This is a genomic window from Haloactinomyces albus (assembly GCF_031458135.1).
GTDB classification, from domain to species: Bacteria; Actinomycetota; Actinomycetes; order Mycobacteriales; family Pseudonocardiaceae; genus Haloactinomyces; species Haloactinomyces albus.
Map to the genome: position 1 here is coordinate 4,148,305 of NZ_JAVDXW010000001.1, position 17,688 is coordinate 4,165,992.

The window sequence follows — 17,688 nt, forward strand, 5'->3', positions numbered from 1 at the left end:
GGGCCCTGCTCACCTGGCTTCAGCAGTCGACAACCGAAGATTCTGCGAGGCTGGCCGAGCGATGCCCTGCCGCCGGGTCCCATATGCTTATCACTCAAAATCCCTTGATTTTGACCTTTGTTCGATGCCGTCAAAACCTGGTCGAGAATAGCAATGATAGTACTCCTTCAAGGAGATGATAGAGCGCCATCAGAAACGGAACTCCAAGACTTCGATAGTGGATGGACATGCGGGAGGCAAGCTTACTGCCTCACCGGGCAGCAGCGGCTGGGGAGTCGTGCTTGCTGCCGAGGTTCGTCCGGTCCCCCGAGTCTGTGCTGCCGAGCCGTTGTGTGCGGAAGTCGTTGGACTCGAGTATGAGGGAGGTAATGACTCCAGCGACGAGCGACCAGAAGGGACTCGATACGCCCAGCAGCGTCATATCACTCATCGCAACGACGAGTGTCACCAGCGCGCCGAGCCGGTAACGGCCCGCACCGAAGGCTCCGCCGAACGCGGTGAGCAATACGCTCAGCATGGCAAGTCCCGCGACGGCGGCGATGAGTGGCTGCGGTAACACGGTGACGACGGTGACGGCGATTCCGGCGAACGCACCGAAGGCTACGAAGATTATGCCGTTCACGATCGAAGCTGCGTAGCGACCGTCGCGGTGGACGCCTGCTTGATCCGAGCCGCAGATCGCCGTCATCGGGCCGGCGATGCTGCCGTTGTGGCCGCCAAAGCTCGACACAAGAACACTCGCGGCGCCGCTAACCACCGTCATGTTGTTGACCGGGGGGCGGAACCCCGCAGCAATCATGACGCCCATCGACTGGATGTTTTCGGCCTGGATGACCAAAGCTAGAGGTATGCCGACACCCAAGGCGGCGAGCCAGTTCCACTCAGGAAAGGTCACGCTCGGAAGGATCATTCCTGCATTTCCTGTGGCGGATTCAAATCCGCCTGTGAAGCTTGCCACGATGCTACCGAGTACGAGGGCGCCGACCACACCAGGTACGACCTTGACGAATCGGCTTAGTAAAAAGTACCCGATAACCGCCGCGCCTACTACGTATGGCGCGGTCTCAGCTGCGACGACAACGTCGATTGTGAATCCGAAAAGTACCCCGCCGATCATCGCCATGAGAATCGGCATCGGAAGCCAGGCCACAAGTTTGCGTACGAAGCCGCTTAGACCCAGGACAAGCACGAGGACGCTGGCAACGAGGTAGGCCCCGATCATCTCCGGTAGGGAAAAATCGGGAAGTGCCGCGATCACGAGCGCCGCTCCGGGAATGCTCCAGGCTCCTGTCACAGGTTGCTTGTAGTACAAGGCCATGAACAGAGAGATCAGGCCGCCGATCAGGTAGACCGCACCAATCCAGGAACTGATTTGCTGAGCGGACAGACCCGCGTCGCCGGCTCCATTAATGATGATCAGTGCTGGGCCGGTACAGCCGAAGATGGCCGCGACGAGGCCTGCCCCCACTGTGGAGAAGTTGAGGCTATGCGGTAGCCCCTTGAGGCCGGCGATGAAGCCGGGGCCACGCTCGATGAGCCGGTCTGTTTCCGGTAGCCCGCCAAGTTCGTTCTCTGAAGTACTCGTACTCACGTGCCGCTCCTCTCGTGCGAGCCGCCGGTTCGTATCCCATGCGCAGCTGTGGGTGACGTCCAGTTGAAGGCGCGCGGATCGATGGGGCCCGAGTGGTGGTGGAGCAGGATCCTCCGGTAGGGAACTCGGCGGTTGATGTCGGAAAATCCGACTCTGTCGAAACTCCGCAGCGCGGAAACGTTTCTCGGATGACCGGTCGATAACTCGCATCGAAAAAACAACGTCAGAAAACGGTACGATCGACGGTGATTTCGACGCGTCTCAGCCGGGATTCGTTCCGACCGGGGTGATCACTGCTACCGGAGGATCCTGTACTGCTACTACTTCGGGCCCCTTGATGACGCATCCGACATGTGGGGATGCAGCGGTGCTGCTTCTGGTGGTCAGAAGAACCAGGGCGGGGCTTCGGGGCCATGTCCTGAGGAATCGATGAACCGGCCGCCGTGGAACACCAGCGGTTCGCCGTCTCGGTCGCAGGTGGCGATGGCCCGGCCGAGGAACAGTACATGGTCGCCCGCTGGGATCTCCTGCTGGACCTCGCATTCCACATGTGCCAAGGCGCCCGGCACTATAGGAATGTGGTGATCTCCGTATTCCAGCGGCAGTCCGGCGAAGTGGTCCTCTCCGCGCCGGGCGAACCGCATCGCGATCGCATCCTGCCGGGCGGACAGGATACTGATCGCGAAGCTGCCGGTGGCGGCCACCGCATCGGTAGTGCGGGCGCCGATGGTGAGGCTGATCAGGATCAGTGGCGGGTCGAGCGAAACCGAGGTCAGCGAGTTCACGGTCATGCCGTGCGGCTCGTCGTCGGCGGTGGTCACGACGGCTACTCCGGTCGTGAACCGGCCCATCGTGCGACGCAGCGTGGACGGTTCCACGCTCGTCTCCGCAGGCGGGGAGTGGGTGGGTGACATGGTCACCTCCTTGAGAGGGTGGTCAGGGTTCAGGCCGGATAGCGGACCTCGAAGGTGACGATGCCTTCATCGGTGCGCCAGGGGCCATGAGGCATGCCCGGTGGGCGGCAGGCGTACATGCCGACGGTGAAGGTTTCATTGAGCGAGAGGTCGGTGAACGAGCCTTCGATGATGTAGACCTCTTCCCAGAAGTCGTGCTTTTGCACACCCATCGGAGTGGAGTCCGCGCCGGGGGCGTAGCGCAGGATGCGAGTCGCGACCCCGGTGTCGGGATCGGCGGAAAGGATTCGTTCAGTGATTTTCGGATTGTCCCCGGGGCAAATGGTGCAGTCCACGTCGGTGACGGGAAAGAACTCGTACTCGGGCTTGGCCATGAGGGGGTACTCCAGACGGATCAGCGGCTGTCAGGCGACATCGGTGTCGTAGCTGGCGAGGAAAGAATCGACCTCGGCCATCGGGGCGTCGAAGCCGTAACCACGGTAGGCGTAGCCCTTCACAACGAAAGGGGCGCCAGCGTAGAACATCTCATACTGGTGGTGGCGGCCGGCGAATTCGCTGCCGATGGCGTCCCAGGCGAGTTTGAATAACTTCACTCGCTCGGCGGCCTCGGCGTTCGGGCTGTGGATGTAGTGGTCGATGTCTGCACGGGTGTCAGGATTGCGCATGTCCTCCACGCTGGAGGGAAGCTGTAGCACCCCGCCGCCGACCAGATCGCGCAGGATGGCCAGGACTCGCGGGTAGAGCTCGGATTGCAATCCCATGGCGCCGTAGACCGCACGAGCGCCGGGCCGCCACATACCCTGCTCGTCCGGCCCCGCAGTGTATTCGGCGGCCAGGACTGCGGATTCGACCAGCGAGGTCAGGCTGGCCAGTTCGCCGAGTTTTTCCACCACGCCGGGGAACTTGTCGACCCCGTTGACGGCGGCGACCTTGCGGGCGATGCCGGCGAGGAACTGCAGTTTCACCATGAAGCGAATCTGGGCTTGCCAGTTGCCGAGCACGTGGGCGCCGGTATCGAAGAACTGGCGACGCAGCCCGGCGACGTCGCGGTAGACGAACACCCGTTCCCACGGGATGAACACGTCGTCGAAGACCAGCAGCGCGTCGGTCTCATCGTAGCGGGTCGTCAGGGGATAGTCGTAATGGCTGTTCGCAGCCGGGGCATACGGGCGACGGCAGTACAATTTCAAACCATCGGCACCGACCGGCACGGTGAACCCGAGGGCGAAGTCGCGATCCTCCTCGGTCAGCGGTTTGATGCAGGAGACGAAGATTTCATCCGCGACCGCACCACCGGTGGCCAGCATCTGCGCGCCACGCACGATGATGCCGTCGTCGCGTTCCTCGGCCACGCCGGTTTGGACGAGCTCACCGGCCCAGGCATGGGCAGTGTTGGCGCGGGAGACCTGGGGAGGGATGATCGCATAGGACACGTAGAGGTTCTCCCGCATCATCCGTTCGTGGAACGCTGCGATGTTGCTGGAGAAATCGTGCTCATCGCCTTCGAATGCTTCGGGATGCGCCGCGAACGCGGCGAGGAACGCACCGACGTGATCCGGGCTGCGCCCTACCCATCCGTGCGTATGGCGTGCCCAGGTCTCGGCAGCCTGCCGGAACGCGGTGAGATCCTCACGGCTGCGCGGCGTGGTGAACACGCGATTGGTCTCGATATCAGCGTTCGGTTCAGCGTGGGTCGTCATGCCGGAAGACGGATCCGCCGCCACGTCGAACAGCTCGGCGATCGTCGTGGCGATCGGGGCGAAGGCCGGATGGTCGGCCACATCGTGTATCCGTTGACCATCGACATAGATTTCCCGATCGTCCTTCAAGGAGGCGAGGTAGTCGGGTCCGGTACGCATCACAGGCTCCTCTGCTTCGTTTCGTAAGAATGGGTCAAGGTCGTGCCGTTGGCGAGAGCGAGGTGGATTCGCCAGTAGCTACCGTGAACGAACTCGCCGGTCAGCAGCGGCAGCGTCCCGCCGAAGATCACGAGGTCCCCGTCGATCTCGCCCAGCGTTGCCGTCAGGCGACTCATCAGGTCGTCGGGCGTGCGTAGGGCTGCCAGGGTTCCCCGCTGATAGGGCACCTCGTCGGCACTGCTCGATACGGTGATGGAATCCCAGTCCACTGCGGACAGGTCCTCGCCGAGCGGGAGCACCAATTGGCCCACGGGTTTGGGGCAGGCGGCCTTCGACGCGGCGATCTCATGACGTTCGAGATCGCGGTCAGTGTGATCGGACCCCACGGCCAGGTAGTAGGATCCCTGGTGGCGAATCAAGACCGGCTCGACTTCACCCGAGGTCATCGACCCGTCGATCGCCACAACGGCTTCGGTGGTCAACAGCGCCGGATCGAGCTCGTAGAACGCGGGCACGCTCGCCGGTTCCGGCACCCCGATCGCGGCAAGCTCGGCGATGTGCTCGGCCACCGCTCGTTCATCGCGCGCGGTATAACCGGCCACGATCAGTTGCTCGGGCACTACATCGAGGACTCTCCCCTCTCCGGCGATGTGCAGCTGCAGCGCTGCCTGATTTTCGGTCACGATTGACCTCCTTGCATCGTTACCTCGGCTACGGTGCTGTTCTGGTGTGGCTGCATGGTGAGCAACCGTCGGTCCCGCAGCACCGGAAACTGCGCCCGAACCCGACCGACAGCGCCGATGTCCACCTCGCAGCAGGTGATGCCCTCCTCAGTGCCGGCTTCGACCAGTACCTCACCCCACGGGTCGACGATGCGACTGTGCCCGCCGAGGGCGGTGCCGTGCTGCTCACCTACGGCGTTGCAGCCGATGACCACCATTTGCTGTTCCACGGCGCGGGTGGTGGTGAACAGCTGCCAATGCGCTCGCCGCGCGGCCGGCCACGCCGCAGGCACGGCCACCGTCTGTGCGCCGGCATCGACCAGCGCCCGCCACAATTCGGGAAACCGCAAGTCATAGCAGGTGGTGGAACCGATCGGCCCCAGCGCGCTGTCTGCCACGGAGACCGTGTCACCGCTGGTGAGTAGTTCCGCTTCGCGGGACTGATAGCCGAAGACGTGCATCTTGCGGTAGGTGTGCAACACCGATCCATCCGGTGCGATCAGCACCGCCGTGTTGTGGATGCGTCCCTCTGCGCCGCGTTCCAGGATGCTGCCGAGGTGAACGTGCGCATCCAAATCCCGCGCCCAGTCGCGTCCGGCTGAGACCGTGTCTCCGTTCAAGGACTCGGCCAGCTCGTCGTAGGCATCGAAGGCGAAGTATCCCGGTGCCCACAGTTCTGGCAGCACCACCAGGTCCGCCCCACGCGCTTGCCGCACCATCCGGCCAATACGGTGACGTCGCTGCCACACCGGCTCTTCCGGTGGGCTGGCGGCCTGCACCATCGCGACTCTCATGACGCCACCACCGGTCCGGAGCCGCCGGCGTGGGATCCCCAGTCGACGATGGCAGGCAGGTTCAGTGTTGCCAGCGTGCTCGCCAGGTGGGCGGAGACCGCATGCGCGGCGCGTTCCGCCTCGCCGGACCGTATCGCCGACACGATCGCGGCATGCTCGTCCAGTACGGTGCGCACCCGATCCTCGGCAGAAGCGACGGCATGCAAACCCATGCGTACCTGCCGTTCGCGCAGCGACTCGTAGAAATCGGCAAGCACCTGATTCCCTGCCCTACGTACGATCGTGCGGTGGAAGGCTCGGTCGCAGTCGATAAAGGCCACCGGATCCTCGGACAGGTCCTCCTGCTCGGTCACGAGACGGTCCAGATCCTCAGCCAGACCCTCCACAATGGGCGTCACCTGACGCACGCACCAGTCCTCCACCAGACCCCGGGCCTGCATCACCGCCTGCACCTCGCTATCCGAGATCGGCGGCACGAACGCCCCCTTCTTGGGCACGATCTGCACGACCCCTTCGGCCTGTAACCGCAGCAGCGCCTCACGTACCGGCGTCCGCGACGTGCCCGCCGCCTCGGCAACTCCTACCTCGGTCAGGAACGAACCCTCCTGGCGAGGCAAGCCGGCGATGTGGCCCTTCAGCCACCGATACGTCACGTCCTGCGCGGAGCCACGGCGCTCCTCGGATCCCTGTTCGTTCCTCATGGACTAACTGTATACATGTTGCGTACAGGAAGCACAAGACCTGTATGCAGTAAGAGGACATGCGGGGAAGGACCGGGTGGGCATATCCATACAAGAGCAGGACGCATCGAGCGCTGGAGCGGAACAGCTCACCGGGGCAAGCCGCACACGTCCGTTCGGCGACGAACTCCTGCAGCTGTCCCAAGGTGAGGTCGGCCGGAGTGCGACACCGACCGACATCGCGGAATGCGTGCGGCGAGGCACCACCAGACTTGATCAGCAAGGACTGATCAAGCCGGCCCGCTCCGATCGGCAACGCAGTCGAATGCCCTGCCGAACGACCGAATGTGGGAGCCGCGGAAGCGCGGCCGAGAAACGTGCCAGGCGTATTCCGGCCGTCCCCGGGAAGGGCTCTTGCACGGGATCGCCGAAATCGACGCCGGTCGGGCGCCGGGATGCAGTCTGCGGGGACCTGGCCGGGTCGAGTATGTCTGTCGATGGGTCCGTGAGTTTACGCCCGCCATACCGTGCTGCCGCCGATAACGGTGCGCAGTACGCGGGCCTGTAGCAGCGATCCGGGATCGGTGTTGAATGGGTTGCGGTCCAGGACGATGAAGTCGGCGAGGAGTCCGGATTCGAGCTTGCCGAGCGCAGTTTCGCTGCCGCAGGCCCAGGCTGAGTCTGTTGTGGCGTGTCGGACTGCGTCGGGCAGTGGTACCGCGAGATGCGGCTGTGGTGCGAGGAGGGATGGATCAGAGGGTGAGCGTCGGGTATTGGCGATGTAGAGATTCGGCAGAGGTGGGTGCGGGGCGGTCGGTGCGTCGGTGCCGAAAGCGAGTCGGGCACCGGTGCCGGTGAATTCGGGCCAGGCGAAGCCTCGCTCGGCGCGTGCGTCACCGAGCATGGCGGCCCAGTTCGCTCTGATGGCAGGGTCGGCGTGTACCGGCTGCATGGACGCAGTGATGCCGAGTTGGGCAAGGCGGGGTACGTCAGCCGGGTCGACGTACTCGAGGTGCTCGATGCGATGCCTGCGGGGGCGTGGGCCGTTCGCCTGGTGGGCGTGTTCGAGTGCGTCGAGCGCGATTCGGGTGGCCTTGTCACCGATCGCGTGCAGTGCGACTTGCAGCCCGGCGGCGTCGGCGGCAGCTACCGCGGGGGCGAGGTGGTCGAGGTCCCAGATCGGTTCCGCGCTGGTGCCGTCGGCGTACGGTTCGAGCATGCTGGCGGTGCAGCCGTCGATGACGCCGTCGACGACGAATTTCACCCCGGTGATGCGCAGTGTGTCCGAATGGTGGGTGGCCGCGAGTTCGGCGGCCCGCTTGATCTGGGCGAGGTGCTGGGCGGGATCGGCGGCGCGCCGGATCAGCCAGTGGCCGACGATCCGCATGTTCAGTGTGTTCGCGCGTTCGGCCCGCACCATCGCCGCGAGGCTGGGCTCGTCGAGGGCCATGTCGACGGCACAGGTGACCCCGCTGGACAGGTAGCTGGTGTTGGCTGCGACCAGTGCTGCATCGCGATCCTCGTCCGTCGTGGCGTCGGCGATGAAGGGCCATACGAGGTTTTGCGCGGCGGTTTCCTCCAGGTGCCCGGTCGGTTCTCCCGTGGCAGGGTCGCGCACGATCCGGCCTCCGACAGGGTCCGGAGTGTCGCGGGTGATGCCGAGCTCAGCCAGGGCCGCAGTGTTGACCCATACGGAATGGTAGTCGTTGGCATCAAGGTAGACCGGGCGGTCGGGAACGATCGCATCCAGCATTTCCTTGGTGGGACGGCCCTCGGGAATCGAGGAGAACAACCAGCCGCGACCCAGCACACGGGGCGCGTCCGGGTTGTTGCTGGCCCATGTGGTGACACGGCGGTGAATCTCGGCGAGGTCGCCTGCGTCGGTGAGATGCGCGTGCAGGCTTGCCTGGCCGGTCATCAACACGTGTGCGTGCCCGTCGACGAATCCGGGCAGGACCGTGCTGCCCTGGAGATCGATCCTTGTCGTGTCCGCCCCGGCGTAGTCCGCTGCGGAAGCGTCCGGGCCCACGTAGACGATGTGACTGCCTCGCAGCACCAAGGACTCGGTCCATGATTGCTGAGGGTCACCGGTGAAGACGTGACCGCCCGAATACCAGACCGCATGGTCAGTAGTGGTGCTCATGCACCCTCCTCTGCCGTAGCTGAAGCATGCCGACGATGGGCTTGGTGACGAGCATCGGCGCGATAACCACCCTTGCCTGCCTTGCGAACCCAGATCAGTGTGAGCAGCACATGGACCAACCCCGTAACGACCAGCGCGGGCATCGCCGCCGTGGTGTAGGGGAAGATGGGCGCTGCCTCGAAGGTGACCGGGTTGAGGAGCAGGTAGTAGGTCAGCGCCCCGGCTGCGACTGCGAGGAACGCTGCCGGGTTGATGCCCCACCAAAATGTGTAGCGCGAGACGCCCTCGGGCTCGTACAGCTCTCGTAACCACAAGCGCCGCCGACGCAGCAGGTAGAAGTCGGCGAGATACACGGCCGTCAGTGGCGCCATTACCAGTCCGATCCATGCGATGAACTTGAAAAAGTTGTCGTACAGGGCAGTAGGCCAGAACACCACGATGGCTGACGGTGCGTAGAGCAATGCCACGAACAGCGGCCAGGGAATCCGCCGGACCGGCGCACCGATTGCCCGGATCAACGCAAGTCCGCTCGCGTAGGTCTGCGCCACCATGCTTGTGACGTTGGCGAAAGCGATGAACAGCAGTGCCAGCCCACCGAGGGCGGTCCCGCCGAGGGCCACCATCCAGACCGTGGGATCCACCGCGCCGAGGACGAGCGCGGCCAACGTTCCGATGATTCCGGCAACCGCGGAGGCGAAGAAGATGCCGACGAGGTTCGGCCAGAAGGCCGCACGCTGGCTGGTGGTCAGCCGTGCGAGATTACCCATGAGCGTCCACCACGAGAATCCGGTCGCGAAGCTCAGTTCCACAGCGATGGCGAAGTTCAGTCGGGCGTCTGCGAACGCGTCCAGCGGCTGCGCGGTTACCAGTTCCGTCCACGAGTGGCCGACCAAGATCATGATCAGCATCGCCACGGTCATCGCGGCCAGCATCGGGGCGACGATCTTGTTGATCCACGCGATGGACACCGGCCCGTGCACGAGAGTGAGCCAGGCGAGGGCCAGGGCCAGTAGGGACATCACGATCACCATCGGACCGTTCGGGTCATAGCTGGTGCCCAGCACCGCATTGAGTATGTTGGTGACCGCGCGCCCGAACATGATCGCAAGCACGGCGTTCCACCCGGCTGCGAGCAGCGGCATGATCACGGCGATCAATGCCCGCACACCGTTCACTCCGAACACCGAGCGCAGAGCGGTGTACTGCTCGACGCCGTATTTCGCCGAAGGCAGGCAGGTGCTCATCGCCACCAGGCTCGCGCCCACGAGGTTGCCGATGACGGTGGCCACGATCGCTGTCTTCACTCCCACGAACAGCGCGATGGTGCCACCGGACAGAAACGCCCAGGTGGCAATCGCCAGCCCGACATTGACGGATGTGAACTGCCAGAATCCCCAGATGCGTTCGTGCCTGAGCACCGGCAATTCGGTGAACTCGGCCGCGGTCGATGTCTGCCCTGCCGACTGGTCCGATTCCGCTACCATGGGTACCCCCACGCCAGCAGGGTGCCGACCAGTGCGATGCCAGCGGTCAACAATGCAATGAGGTCGCGCACGGGAAGATCCGTACGTGCGGCATCGTCGTACGCGGGGTCTTCGAGCACGGCCAATCGTCGCTCCAACTCCTGCCGGAATTGCATCGCGTCCATTCCAGACCTCCTTGCGGCTGGCTGTGTGGCACATCGCGGGGGCGATCACACCGGGTAGGTTCCCCACGGTGACTGCCGTCACCACACTCCGACAGTGACCGATCCTCCGAAATGCACGGCAAGCATTGGAGAATCACACAATGCCGCCCCAGTCGCTCGCGAGCCACCTCGCCTTGCAGCGCCGCATGTCGGTCTCGGTGGATTGAGCTCTGCAAGCTCGGCCGGGCGGGACCGTCTCCCGGGCAGAGGCCATGCGGGTTCGCCTCCGATGGAGGCTGCCGCTAGTGGTGGTGGGCGATTTCGGCGTGCGGGTCGTGTTCTGTGGTGGGGGCGGGGTCGGTGTGCACGATCGCTCGGCTCAGGCGAGGCATGGCATGCAACAGTCGATGTTCGGCGTCGACGGCGATGGCGTGGGCGTCGACGACGGAGAGGTTCGGGTCGACGACCAGGTCGGTTTCGGCGTGCAGTTGGTGGCCGACCCAGCGCATCCGCAGCGTATCCACGGTCAGTACGCCGCTGGTGGCTTGGAGGGCGGTCTCGGCCCGGGTGACCAGGGTGGGATCGACGGCGTCGAGCATGCGGGCGAAGATTTCCTTGGCGGCGCCGCAGAGCACGGAGATGATCGCCGCGGTGATCAGCAATCCGACGATCGGGTCTGCCCAGCGCCAGCCCAGCCAGGCCCCGCCTGCGGCCAGCAGCACGCCCAGGGAGGTGAACCCGTCAGTACGGGCGTGCAGCCCGTCGGCGACCAGGGCAGCCGAGCCGATCTTGCGGCCCACGATGATGCGGTAGCGGGCCACCAGTTCGTTGCCTGCGAATCCGACGAGTCCGGCCGCGGCGACCCAGCCGATGTTGCTCATCTGCTGCGGATGGAGAAGCCGGTCGATGGCCGTCCAGGCGGCCAGCACCGCCGAGGCGGACATCACCAGCAGGATCACCAGCCCGGCGAGGTCTTCGCTGCGTCCGAGTCCGTAGGTGAATCGTCGAGTGGCTGCTCGTCTGCCCAGTACGAATGCGATCGCCAAGGGGACCGCTGTGAGCGCGTCGGCGACGTTGTGCAGCGTGTCGCCCAATAGCGCCACCGAGCCGGTGAATGACACCAAGACTGCCTGGGCCAGTGCGGTGACCACGAGCCCCGCGAACGAGATCCACAGCGCCCGCATCCCGGCCCGGCTGGTCTGCAGCGTGGCGTCGACGATCTCGGTGCTGTCGTGGCTGTGTGGGGTCACCGCGTGAATGACCCGCGACCACCAGCGCGCCATTCGGTTCCCACCATGCCCGTGGCCGTGCTCGTGATGGTCGGCATCGTGGGAGTGGGCATGCTCGGTGTGGGGGTCCGGGGTGGGCCGAGGACGGGAGTGCGCGGTCTCGTCGGTCATGGCGGCATCGACTCCGGGGTGGTGGACAACAAGCACCGAATGACCGCACCATATGTGCCCATGTGCGCACGCGACAATGATGCAAGTGCCAGTGCCGGGCAACAACTCCCCGCCGAAGACCTGGTGGAGGCCGCGGGCACCGCACTGCGGATGCTGACCGATCCCACCCGGTTGCGGATCGTGTGGCTGCTGCGCGAGACCGAGATGGATGTGGCCGGCCTGGCCACCGCCACCGGGGCGGCCCGGCCCGCGGTCTCGCAGCACCTGGCCAAACTTCGCTTGGCCGGGCTGGTACGGACGCGCCGAGAGGGTCGCCGCGCGGTCTACACCGCCCGGGGCGGCCACGTGCAGCGCCTGATCGAGGAAGTGCTCTCGGCCGCCGAGCATCACCTCACCGGAGCCCCCGACCACGACTGAGCACTGCAGAACATCTCAACGTGGCCGGGCATGGTGAGGTGCGATGCCCCGGACCGGTTCGTTGCGGAACCACCCCGGCTGCTTGAAGCGTTGTTGGTGTCGGAGGCGACACCGGGCAACTCGGCACCACCTCGAACAGGGGCTACCGGCAGGCTCGGTGCTGTGGGCCGAACTGGGTATCGATCAACGTCTGTGCAGCGGTTTTGGTGTGTTCTCCGGCGCACTGCGGGAAATCCTGCATGGAGGCGGTCACGATCGCGCCCTCGACGAGGACGAGGAGCTGGCCGGCGAGTGCTTCGGCGTCCTCGGCTTCGGCTTCGGTGGCGAGTTCGCGGAGGCGAGCGCGCAGGGTGTGCTTGTGCGACCGGGCGATGGCGGCAACCGGAGTGGACACGGCCCCGAGTTCGCCGAATGCGTTGATGAACGCACACCCGCGGAAGTCCGGGGCGGCGAACCAGTCGGTGAGAAAGTCGAACACGGCAAGCAGGCGTTGCCGACCACTGCGATAGCGATCGACATGTTCGGTCAGTGCCTGGTGCCAGTGTTGATCACGTCGGTTGAGGTAGCTGTCGATCAGGTCTTCTTTGGAGGGGAAGCACTGGTAGAGCCGTTTGAGGGACACGCCCGATGCCTGACGAATGTTGGCCATGCCCACCGTCTGGAGGCCGTGCGTGTAAAAAAGCTCTTCGGCGGCGGTCAGGATCCGCTCGCGGGCCTCGTGCTCGTCCACCGGCTCACCTCGCCTCGACAGGAGAATGAATATTCTCTAGGCTAGCAGCAACCGGAGAACGATCATTCTCTGTCGAGGGAGGATCATGACGGCACGGCCCCCGCTGCCACCGTTTACCGAGGAGACAGCACAGGAGAAGGTCCAGGCAGCCGAGGACGCCTGGAACACGTGCGACCCCGAACGGGTCGCGCTGGCCTACACCGAAGACTCGGTGTGGCGCAATCGCGATCGGTTCGTCACCGGACGCGCCGAGATCGTGCGATTTCTCCAGCACAAGTGGCACCGTGAACTCGACTATGCGTTGCGCAAGGAACTGTGGGCATTCCAGGGCAGTCGGATCGCGGTGCGATATCAGTACGAGTGCCGCGATGGTCGGGGCCAGTGGTGGCGCAGCTATGGCAACGAGCTGTGGGAGTTCGCCGACAATGGACTGATGAGCCGTCGTGAATCCAGCATCGACGACGTGCCCATCGACGCTAACCAGCGGCGCATCCACGGCCCGCGCCCACGAACCGAACGCGGAGCACCTCTCCCGCTGCAATAGTGGTATCTCGCAGGAGTGCCGGGCCGCAGCGGTGCAGCGCTCACTCACCCGGCACACCCGCCAACCCTGCTGCACAAGATTCTTCAGTGGCCGCGCCCTGCGCCACCGATGCAGCGTGACGAGCTCCTCGTCAGACATGTCGTGCAGCCGGTCGCGGTCCCACCCGGTCAGCACGGCGAATTGCGGTTCCTACGCGTCCAGTGCAGCGGATTGGCCGGGTTGGAGGACAATGATCCGGTCCGCGATTCCCCCGGTGTGGAATTCCCGCCCGAGGTGTCCAGGTTGTCGGGGTGGTGGTCGTGGGAGACGAGTGCGATGTCGACCGCTCCGACCTCGTCGGCGTCTCCAGCAGACCAGGGGTAGCCGGGCAGGGCCAGTACAGATGCTGTACCGGTGGCAGACTCATGGCGCTCGGCACGTTGGTCGCCCAGTTCCCGACCTGGTTCCGGCTCAGCCCGTTCGCCGGCCAGGTCGCGGTGCAGCGATCTACCGGGACGGTGCCGAGAGAACGGGACTGACGCGTCGAGGCGGTACCACGCAGGGACTCGCCCCGGTGCCGCGGTTGTCGTGCGGCTCAGAAGGGTGGCGCCCGGTCGATGGCTGCACGGTGATCCACCGGGGCTCGTAGAGGGGATGTGTGGGGACACGGCGTGCGGGTCTTGCACGGTGGCGTAGCCGCTCCCGAACGCCGTGGTCGGCGGTCAGCAGACCTGGATGCCGTAGGTCCGGTAACCGTGACTGCTGTCGCTGAAGTCGAAAGCGGTGGAGGTGTATTGATCGACCCACGGTTCGCCGGGAGCCTGCCCCGGGATCCGGCGAAACACATTCGGTGGGCGTGCGAGCACCCTCCGAGGTTGCTCGCGCTGTCCGGTTCCGGCGCTACCCCGCACAGCAGCATGTGCTCGGTGCTGGACAGCCGAGCCCATACCGGCTCCCTGACCACGACACGGTCATCGACGGATGGTGTCCGTGGGTTTCGCGACCACGCTCCACCATCTCAGGCAGGAGACCACTGCTGCCTGAGAAATACTCTTCGGGTGCGCGTACTCATCTCCACGAAGGGCCATCGGCGCGCTCAGGGGCGGCCTGACCGCGATTACGGTCACCGGCGGACCACGAAGCGTCCAGCGCGGCCGGCGTGACGACCGGAAAGTCAGGTCGTGGCTTCTCGGTGAGGCCGAAGAGGGTGACGAGCACGGTGAGGTCACCGTCGTGCTGCAGCTCGCCGTACTCAACCAGCGCGTGCACACGAGATGGTCCGGCCACGAGTTGGTTCAGTGTGGCTCGGCTGAGGATGAGCGTCAGCTCGGGACGCGAGCCGGGCACCGGATTGTTTTCGTGGTGCACGAGTGCCCCGTTGGAAAGCACCGTGTGGTACTGGGAATGCTCGTCGGTGATCTCCCAGACAATGTGCAGCCTGTGCCTCGCAGCGCGGGGGCCGTTGACGCGGATGGCGATGCTGTCGAAGACCTGTCGCAGGCTTAGCGCAGCGACCGTGCTGCTGTCCCGCGACTGCCGTGGCGCGCTGGCGCTGGTCCGGCCGAGTCGCAGCTCCAGTGCGGCGGCCAAGTAGAAGTTGCGCCAGGTCGCATTCTCGGAGCCGTATCCGAGCTGTTCCAGCGCCGCGGCCTGCAGCAGGCGTGCTCGCTCGTTGTTGGGCTCGGCGTACACGACGTGGTTGACCACCTCGGCGACCCACCGATAGTCGCCCGCGCCGTAGCTTTCCTCGGCCATCTCCAGCACGCGTTCCGCACCGCCCATGAAGTCCACGTAACGCGCGGCGGCGGCGACGGGCGGGTGCGGCCACAGGTGGGCGGGGTTGCCGTCGAACCATCCGATGTAGCGCTGATAGATCGCTTTGATGTTGTGGCTGGTCGAACCGTAGTATCCGCGCGTATGCCAGGTGCCCTCCAGAGTCGGGGGCAGCGCCAAGGACTCGGCGATGTCCGCGGCGGTGAGACCCTGGTTCATCAACCGCAAGGTCTGGTCGTGCAGGTAGGTGTAGAGGTCGCGTTGCTCGCTGAGGAAGCTCACCACTTTCTCGGTTCCCCAAGTGGGCCAGTGGTGTCCCGCGAGGAGCACGTTGGCACGAGAACCGAAAAGCACGAGGGACTCGGTGAGCGCGTGTGCCCACGCGCGGGCGTCGCGCACTGGCGCCCCGCGCAGCGTGCCGAGGTTGTGCTGGGTGTGGGTGGCGGTCTCGGCCAAACACAGCGCGGCGACATCGGGAAGGAAGAAGTTCAGCTCGGCGGGTGCCTCGGTGCCGGAGACGATCTGGAACACCATCCGCACGCCGTCGATCGTGCACTCTTGCCCAGTCCGTTCAATGTGGACGGTTGGTCGGGCGAGAGTGACTCGGCCCGTGGAGGTCCCCAGACCGAGTCCCACACCGACCTGCCCGCGCGGGCCGACCGGGAGCGCGGACCCATACATGAGCGTGGCACGACGGCTCATCACCGGGCCGGCGTAGACATTCTCGCTCACCGCATGCTCGGTGAAGCCTTCCGGCGCCAGAATCTCGATGGTGCCGGAAGTGAGTTCGTCGGCTCCGGCGAGACCGAACACCCCACCGAAATGATCGGCATGGTTGTGGGTGAACACCACGGCGGTCACCGGTCGTGGTCCACGATGCCGCTGATACAGATCGAGGGCGGCGCGAGCGGTTTCCACGCTGATCAGCGGGTCCACCACGATGATGCCGCACTCGCCTTCGATCAGTGTCATGTTGGACAGGTCGAACCCGCGCACCTGGTACACGCCGGGAACGACCTCGAACAGGCCCGCCTTGGCAAGCAGCCGCGTCTGGCGCCACAGCGCCGGGTGCACCGATCCCGGAGGCTCGCCATCGAGGAAGTGGTAGCGGTCGAAGGCCCACACCGTTCGCCCCTCGGCGTCCTCGATGGTGCGGTGCTCGGGCGCGGCGATGAACCCCCGCTCGGCATCGGCGATGTCGTCCGTGCGTGACCAGGGCAGGGTTCGTGTCGCGTGGCGATGGGCCGCGATGATGTGTTCGGTCGGCTGGGTGGGTCGAGTCATCGGCGGAAGATCCCCATGGTGAGTCGGCGCGGAAGGCGGGGCTGGTTCATCGACCATGGCGGGCCAGGTCCTTGGCGATGGCGTTGCGCTGAACTTCGGACGTCCCGGTCAAGATGCGAAACATCCGGATCTTCCGGAACAGGTACTCGATCTCGTTTCCCTGGGTGAGCCCTTCTTTACCGTGAATCTGCACAGCCTGGTCGGCGATGCGGAAGGCCGACTCGGCGACGAACAGCTTGCACATGAACGCTTCCGTGCGCACGTCATCGCCGTTGTCGAGGGCCTCCAGCGCCTTATAGGTCATCGAGCGCGCCGCGTAGAACTCGGTGGCCATGTCGGCCAGCTTGTGCTGGATCGCTTGGAGATCGAGCAGTGGCTGGCCACCTGCGACTTTCCGGTGCAGCGCACGGTCGCGGGTGAGGTTGATGATCCGACGTGTGGCACCGAGCACAGTCGGGCAGTGCAATAGCCGGTTGGTGGTCACCCGACCCAGTGCGATGCGCATGCCTTTGCCCTCCTCGCCGAGGAGGTTGGCTGAGGGAATGTGGCAATCTTGCAGCGCGATGTCGCTTTCGATGTACTCGCCGGACATCGGGGTGTCGCCGTCGAGCACCGTGCAGCCTGGGGTGTCCAGGTCGACGATGAACGCCGAGAAGGCATCATCGCTGTCTCCCATGCGAGCGACGACGATCGCGAAGTCGGCGAAGGGGCCGGCGGAGCTGAAAACCTTGCGCCCGGTCAATCGGTAGCCATCCGGCTCACGGTGGGCGGTTGTGCGCATCGAGCGGACATCCGAACCCGCGTCCGGCTCGGTCAGCGAGAAGCAGCAGGCGCGTTCTCCGTCCACGACGGGCAGCAGGTACTTGTTGAGCTGGTGTTCGGTGGCGTGCCGGAGTATGTCGCCTGCGCGCAGGGGGCCGCCCATATCACCGAGGACGCTGTGGCCGAGAATCCGGCCGCTCGCACCGACCTCCTCCTTGAGCGCGGCCAGTGCCGTGCAGGTCAGTCCTTGCCCGCCGTATTCGGTGGGCAAGTGAATGCCGTAGAAGCCGAGCTCGCGGCTACGCCGCCAGACCGGTTTCAGGTCCGCGCGGGTGAGCCGGCTCTGCCGTGTGATGCCACGGTTGCGCTCGTACTCGGAGAGTTCCCCGTCCAGGTAGTCCCGGAGCCTGTCGACGAGAGCGGACAGTTCGGCGTCCCGGTAGGTGGGGTGCAGTGAAAACGTCATCGA

At 65.1% G+C, this 17,688-nt stretch carries 17 protein-coding genes; 2 read left to right on the plus strand and 15 right to left on the minus strand.

Annotated elements, in window-relative coordinates; all coding sequences use genetic code 11:
- Positions 1-250: 250 nt before the first annotated feature.
- The 11 genes from JOF55_RS19545 to JOF55_RS19595 all read right to left on the minus strand — a co-directional run bounded on the left by JOF55_RS19545 (position 251) and on the right by JOF55_RS19595 (position 11,613).
- On the minus strand, positions 251-1,591 hold the full coding sequence (locus JOF55_RS19545; RefSeq protein ID WP_310276333.1) for a benzoate/H(+) symporter BenE family transporter: 1,341 nt from the start codon (positions 1,589-1,591) through the stop codon (positions 251-253).
- 383 nt (positions 1,592-1,974) lie between these two features.
- Complete coding sequence (locus JOF55_RS19550) at positions 1,975-2,505, minus strand: flavin reductase family protein (protein WP_310276337.1); 531 nt, start codon at positions 2,503-2,505, stop codon at positions 1,975-1,977.
- Between the two features lie 29 nt (positions 2,506-2,534).
- Positions 2,535-2,879: a cupin domain-containing protein gene (locus JOF55_RS19555; RefSeq protein WP_310276340.1), complete on the minus strand. Its 345-nt coding sequence runs from the start codon at positions 2,877-2,879 to the stop codon at positions 2,535-2,537.
- Positions 2,880-2,909: 30 nt separating this feature from the next.
- On the minus strand, positions 2,910-4,364 hold the full coding sequence (locus JOF55_RS19560; RefSeq protein WP_310276344.1) for a 4-hydroxyphenylacetate 3-hydroxylase family protein: 1,455 nt from the start codon (positions 4,362-4,364) through the stop codon (positions 2,910-2,912).
- Positions 4,364-5,047, minus strand: coding sequence for a DUF2848 family protein (locus tag JOF55_RS19565; RefSeq protein WP_310276346.1), 684 nt, complete (start codon positions 5,045-5,047; stop codon positions 4,364-4,366). The genes JOF55_RS19560 and JOF55_RS19565 overlap by 1 nt, the downstream gene beginning before the upstream one ends.
- A complete protein-coding gene (locus JOF55_RS19570; protein WP_310276349.1) occupies positions 5,044-5,880 on the minus strand; it encodes a nitrilase-related carbon-nitrogen hydrolase in 837 nt (278 codons plus the stop codon). The genes JOF55_RS19565 and JOF55_RS19570 overlap by 4 nt, the downstream gene beginning before the upstream one ends.
- Positions 5,877-6,581 (minus strand): GntR family transcriptional regulator, encoded by a 705-nt coding sequence (locus JOF55_RS19575; RefSeq protein WP_310276352.1) that lies wholly within the window; start codon positions 6,579-6,581, stop codon positions 5,877-5,879. Before JOF55_RS19575 ends, JOF55_RS19570 begins: the two co-directional genes overlap by 4 nt.
- A gap of 490 nt (positions 6,582-7,071) precedes the next feature.
- Positions 7,072-8,703: an amidohydrolase gene (locus JOF55_RS19580; protein ID WP_310276356.1), complete on the minus strand. Its 1,632-nt coding sequence runs from the start codon at positions 8,701-8,703 to the stop codon at positions 7,072-7,074.
- Positions 8,700-10,187 carry a purine-cytosine permease family protein gene (locus JOF55_RS19585; RefSeq protein WP_310276360.1) on the minus strand — a complete coding sequence of 496 codons (1,488 nt, stop codon included), beginning with the start codon at positions 10,185-10,187 and terminating at the stop codon, positions 8,700-8,702. Before JOF55_RS19585 ends, JOF55_RS19580 begins: the two co-directional genes overlap by 4 nt.
- Positions 10,181-10,351 carry a hypothetical protein gene (locus JOF55_RS19590; protein ID WP_310276363.1) on the minus strand — a complete coding sequence of 57 codons (171 nt, stop codon included), beginning with the start codon at positions 10,349-10,351 and terminating at the stop codon, positions 10,181-10,183. Before JOF55_RS19590 ends, JOF55_RS19585 begins: the two co-directional genes overlap by 7 nt.
- Positions 10,352-10,632: 281 nt before the next feature.
- Entirely contained in the window at positions 10,633-11,613 is a 981-nt protein-coding gene (locus JOF55_RS19595; protein ID WP_310276366.1) for a cation diffusion facilitator family transporter, read from the minus strand.
- Positions 11,614-11,790: 177 nt separating this feature from the next.
- Between JOF55_RS19595 and JOF55_RS19600 the strand changes: the two genes are divergently transcribed.
- Positions 11,791-12,147, plus strand: coding sequence for an ArsR/SmtB family transcription factor (locus tag JOF55_RS19600; RefSeq protein ID WP_374727564.1), 357 nt, complete (start codon positions 11,791-11,793; stop codon positions 12,145-12,147).
- 142 nt (positions 12,148-12,289) lie between these two features.
- On the opposite strand, the gene JOF55_RS19605 is transcribed toward JOF55_RS19600, so the two are convergent.
- Positions 12,290-12,877, minus strand: a complete 588-nt coding sequence (locus JOF55_RS19605) for a TetR/AcrR family transcriptional regulator (protein WP_310276371.1) — start codon at positions 12,875-12,877, stop codon at positions 12,290-12,292.
- Between the two features lie 85 nt (positions 12,878-12,962).
- On the opposite strand from JOF55_RS19605, the gene JOF55_RS19610 reads away from it, so the two are divergent.
- A complete protein-coding gene (locus tag JOF55_RS19610) occupies positions 12,963-13,421 on the plus strand; it encodes a nuclear transport factor 2 family protein (protein WP_310276374.1) in 459 nt (152 codons plus the stop codon).
- A gap of 701 nt (positions 13,422-14,122) precedes the next feature.
- On the opposite strand, the gene JOF55_RS19615 is transcribed toward JOF55_RS19610, so the two are convergent.
- The 3 genes from JOF55_RS19615 to JOF55_RS19625 form a co-directional block, all read right to left on the minus strand.
- Positions 14,123-14,347: a hypothetical protein gene (locus JOF55_RS19615; protein ID WP_310276377.1), complete on the minus strand. Its 225-nt coding sequence runs from the start codon at positions 14,345-14,347 to the stop codon at positions 14,123-14,125.
- 121 nt (positions 14,348-14,468) lie between these two features.
- Positions 14,469-16,457 carry an alkyl/aryl-sulfatase gene (locus JOF55_RS19620; RefSeq protein ID WP_310276380.1) on the minus strand — a complete coding sequence of 663 codons (1,989 nt, stop codon included), beginning with the start codon at positions 16,455-16,457 and terminating at the stop codon, positions 14,469-14,471.
- Between the two features lie 46 nt (positions 16,458-16,503).
- Positions 16,504-17,685, minus strand: coding sequence for an acyl-CoA dehydrogenase family protein (locus tag JOF55_RS19625; RefSeq protein ID WP_310276381.1), 1,182 nt, complete (start codon positions 17,683-17,685; stop codon positions 16,504-16,506).
- Positions 17,686-17,688: the final 3 nt, after the last annotated feature.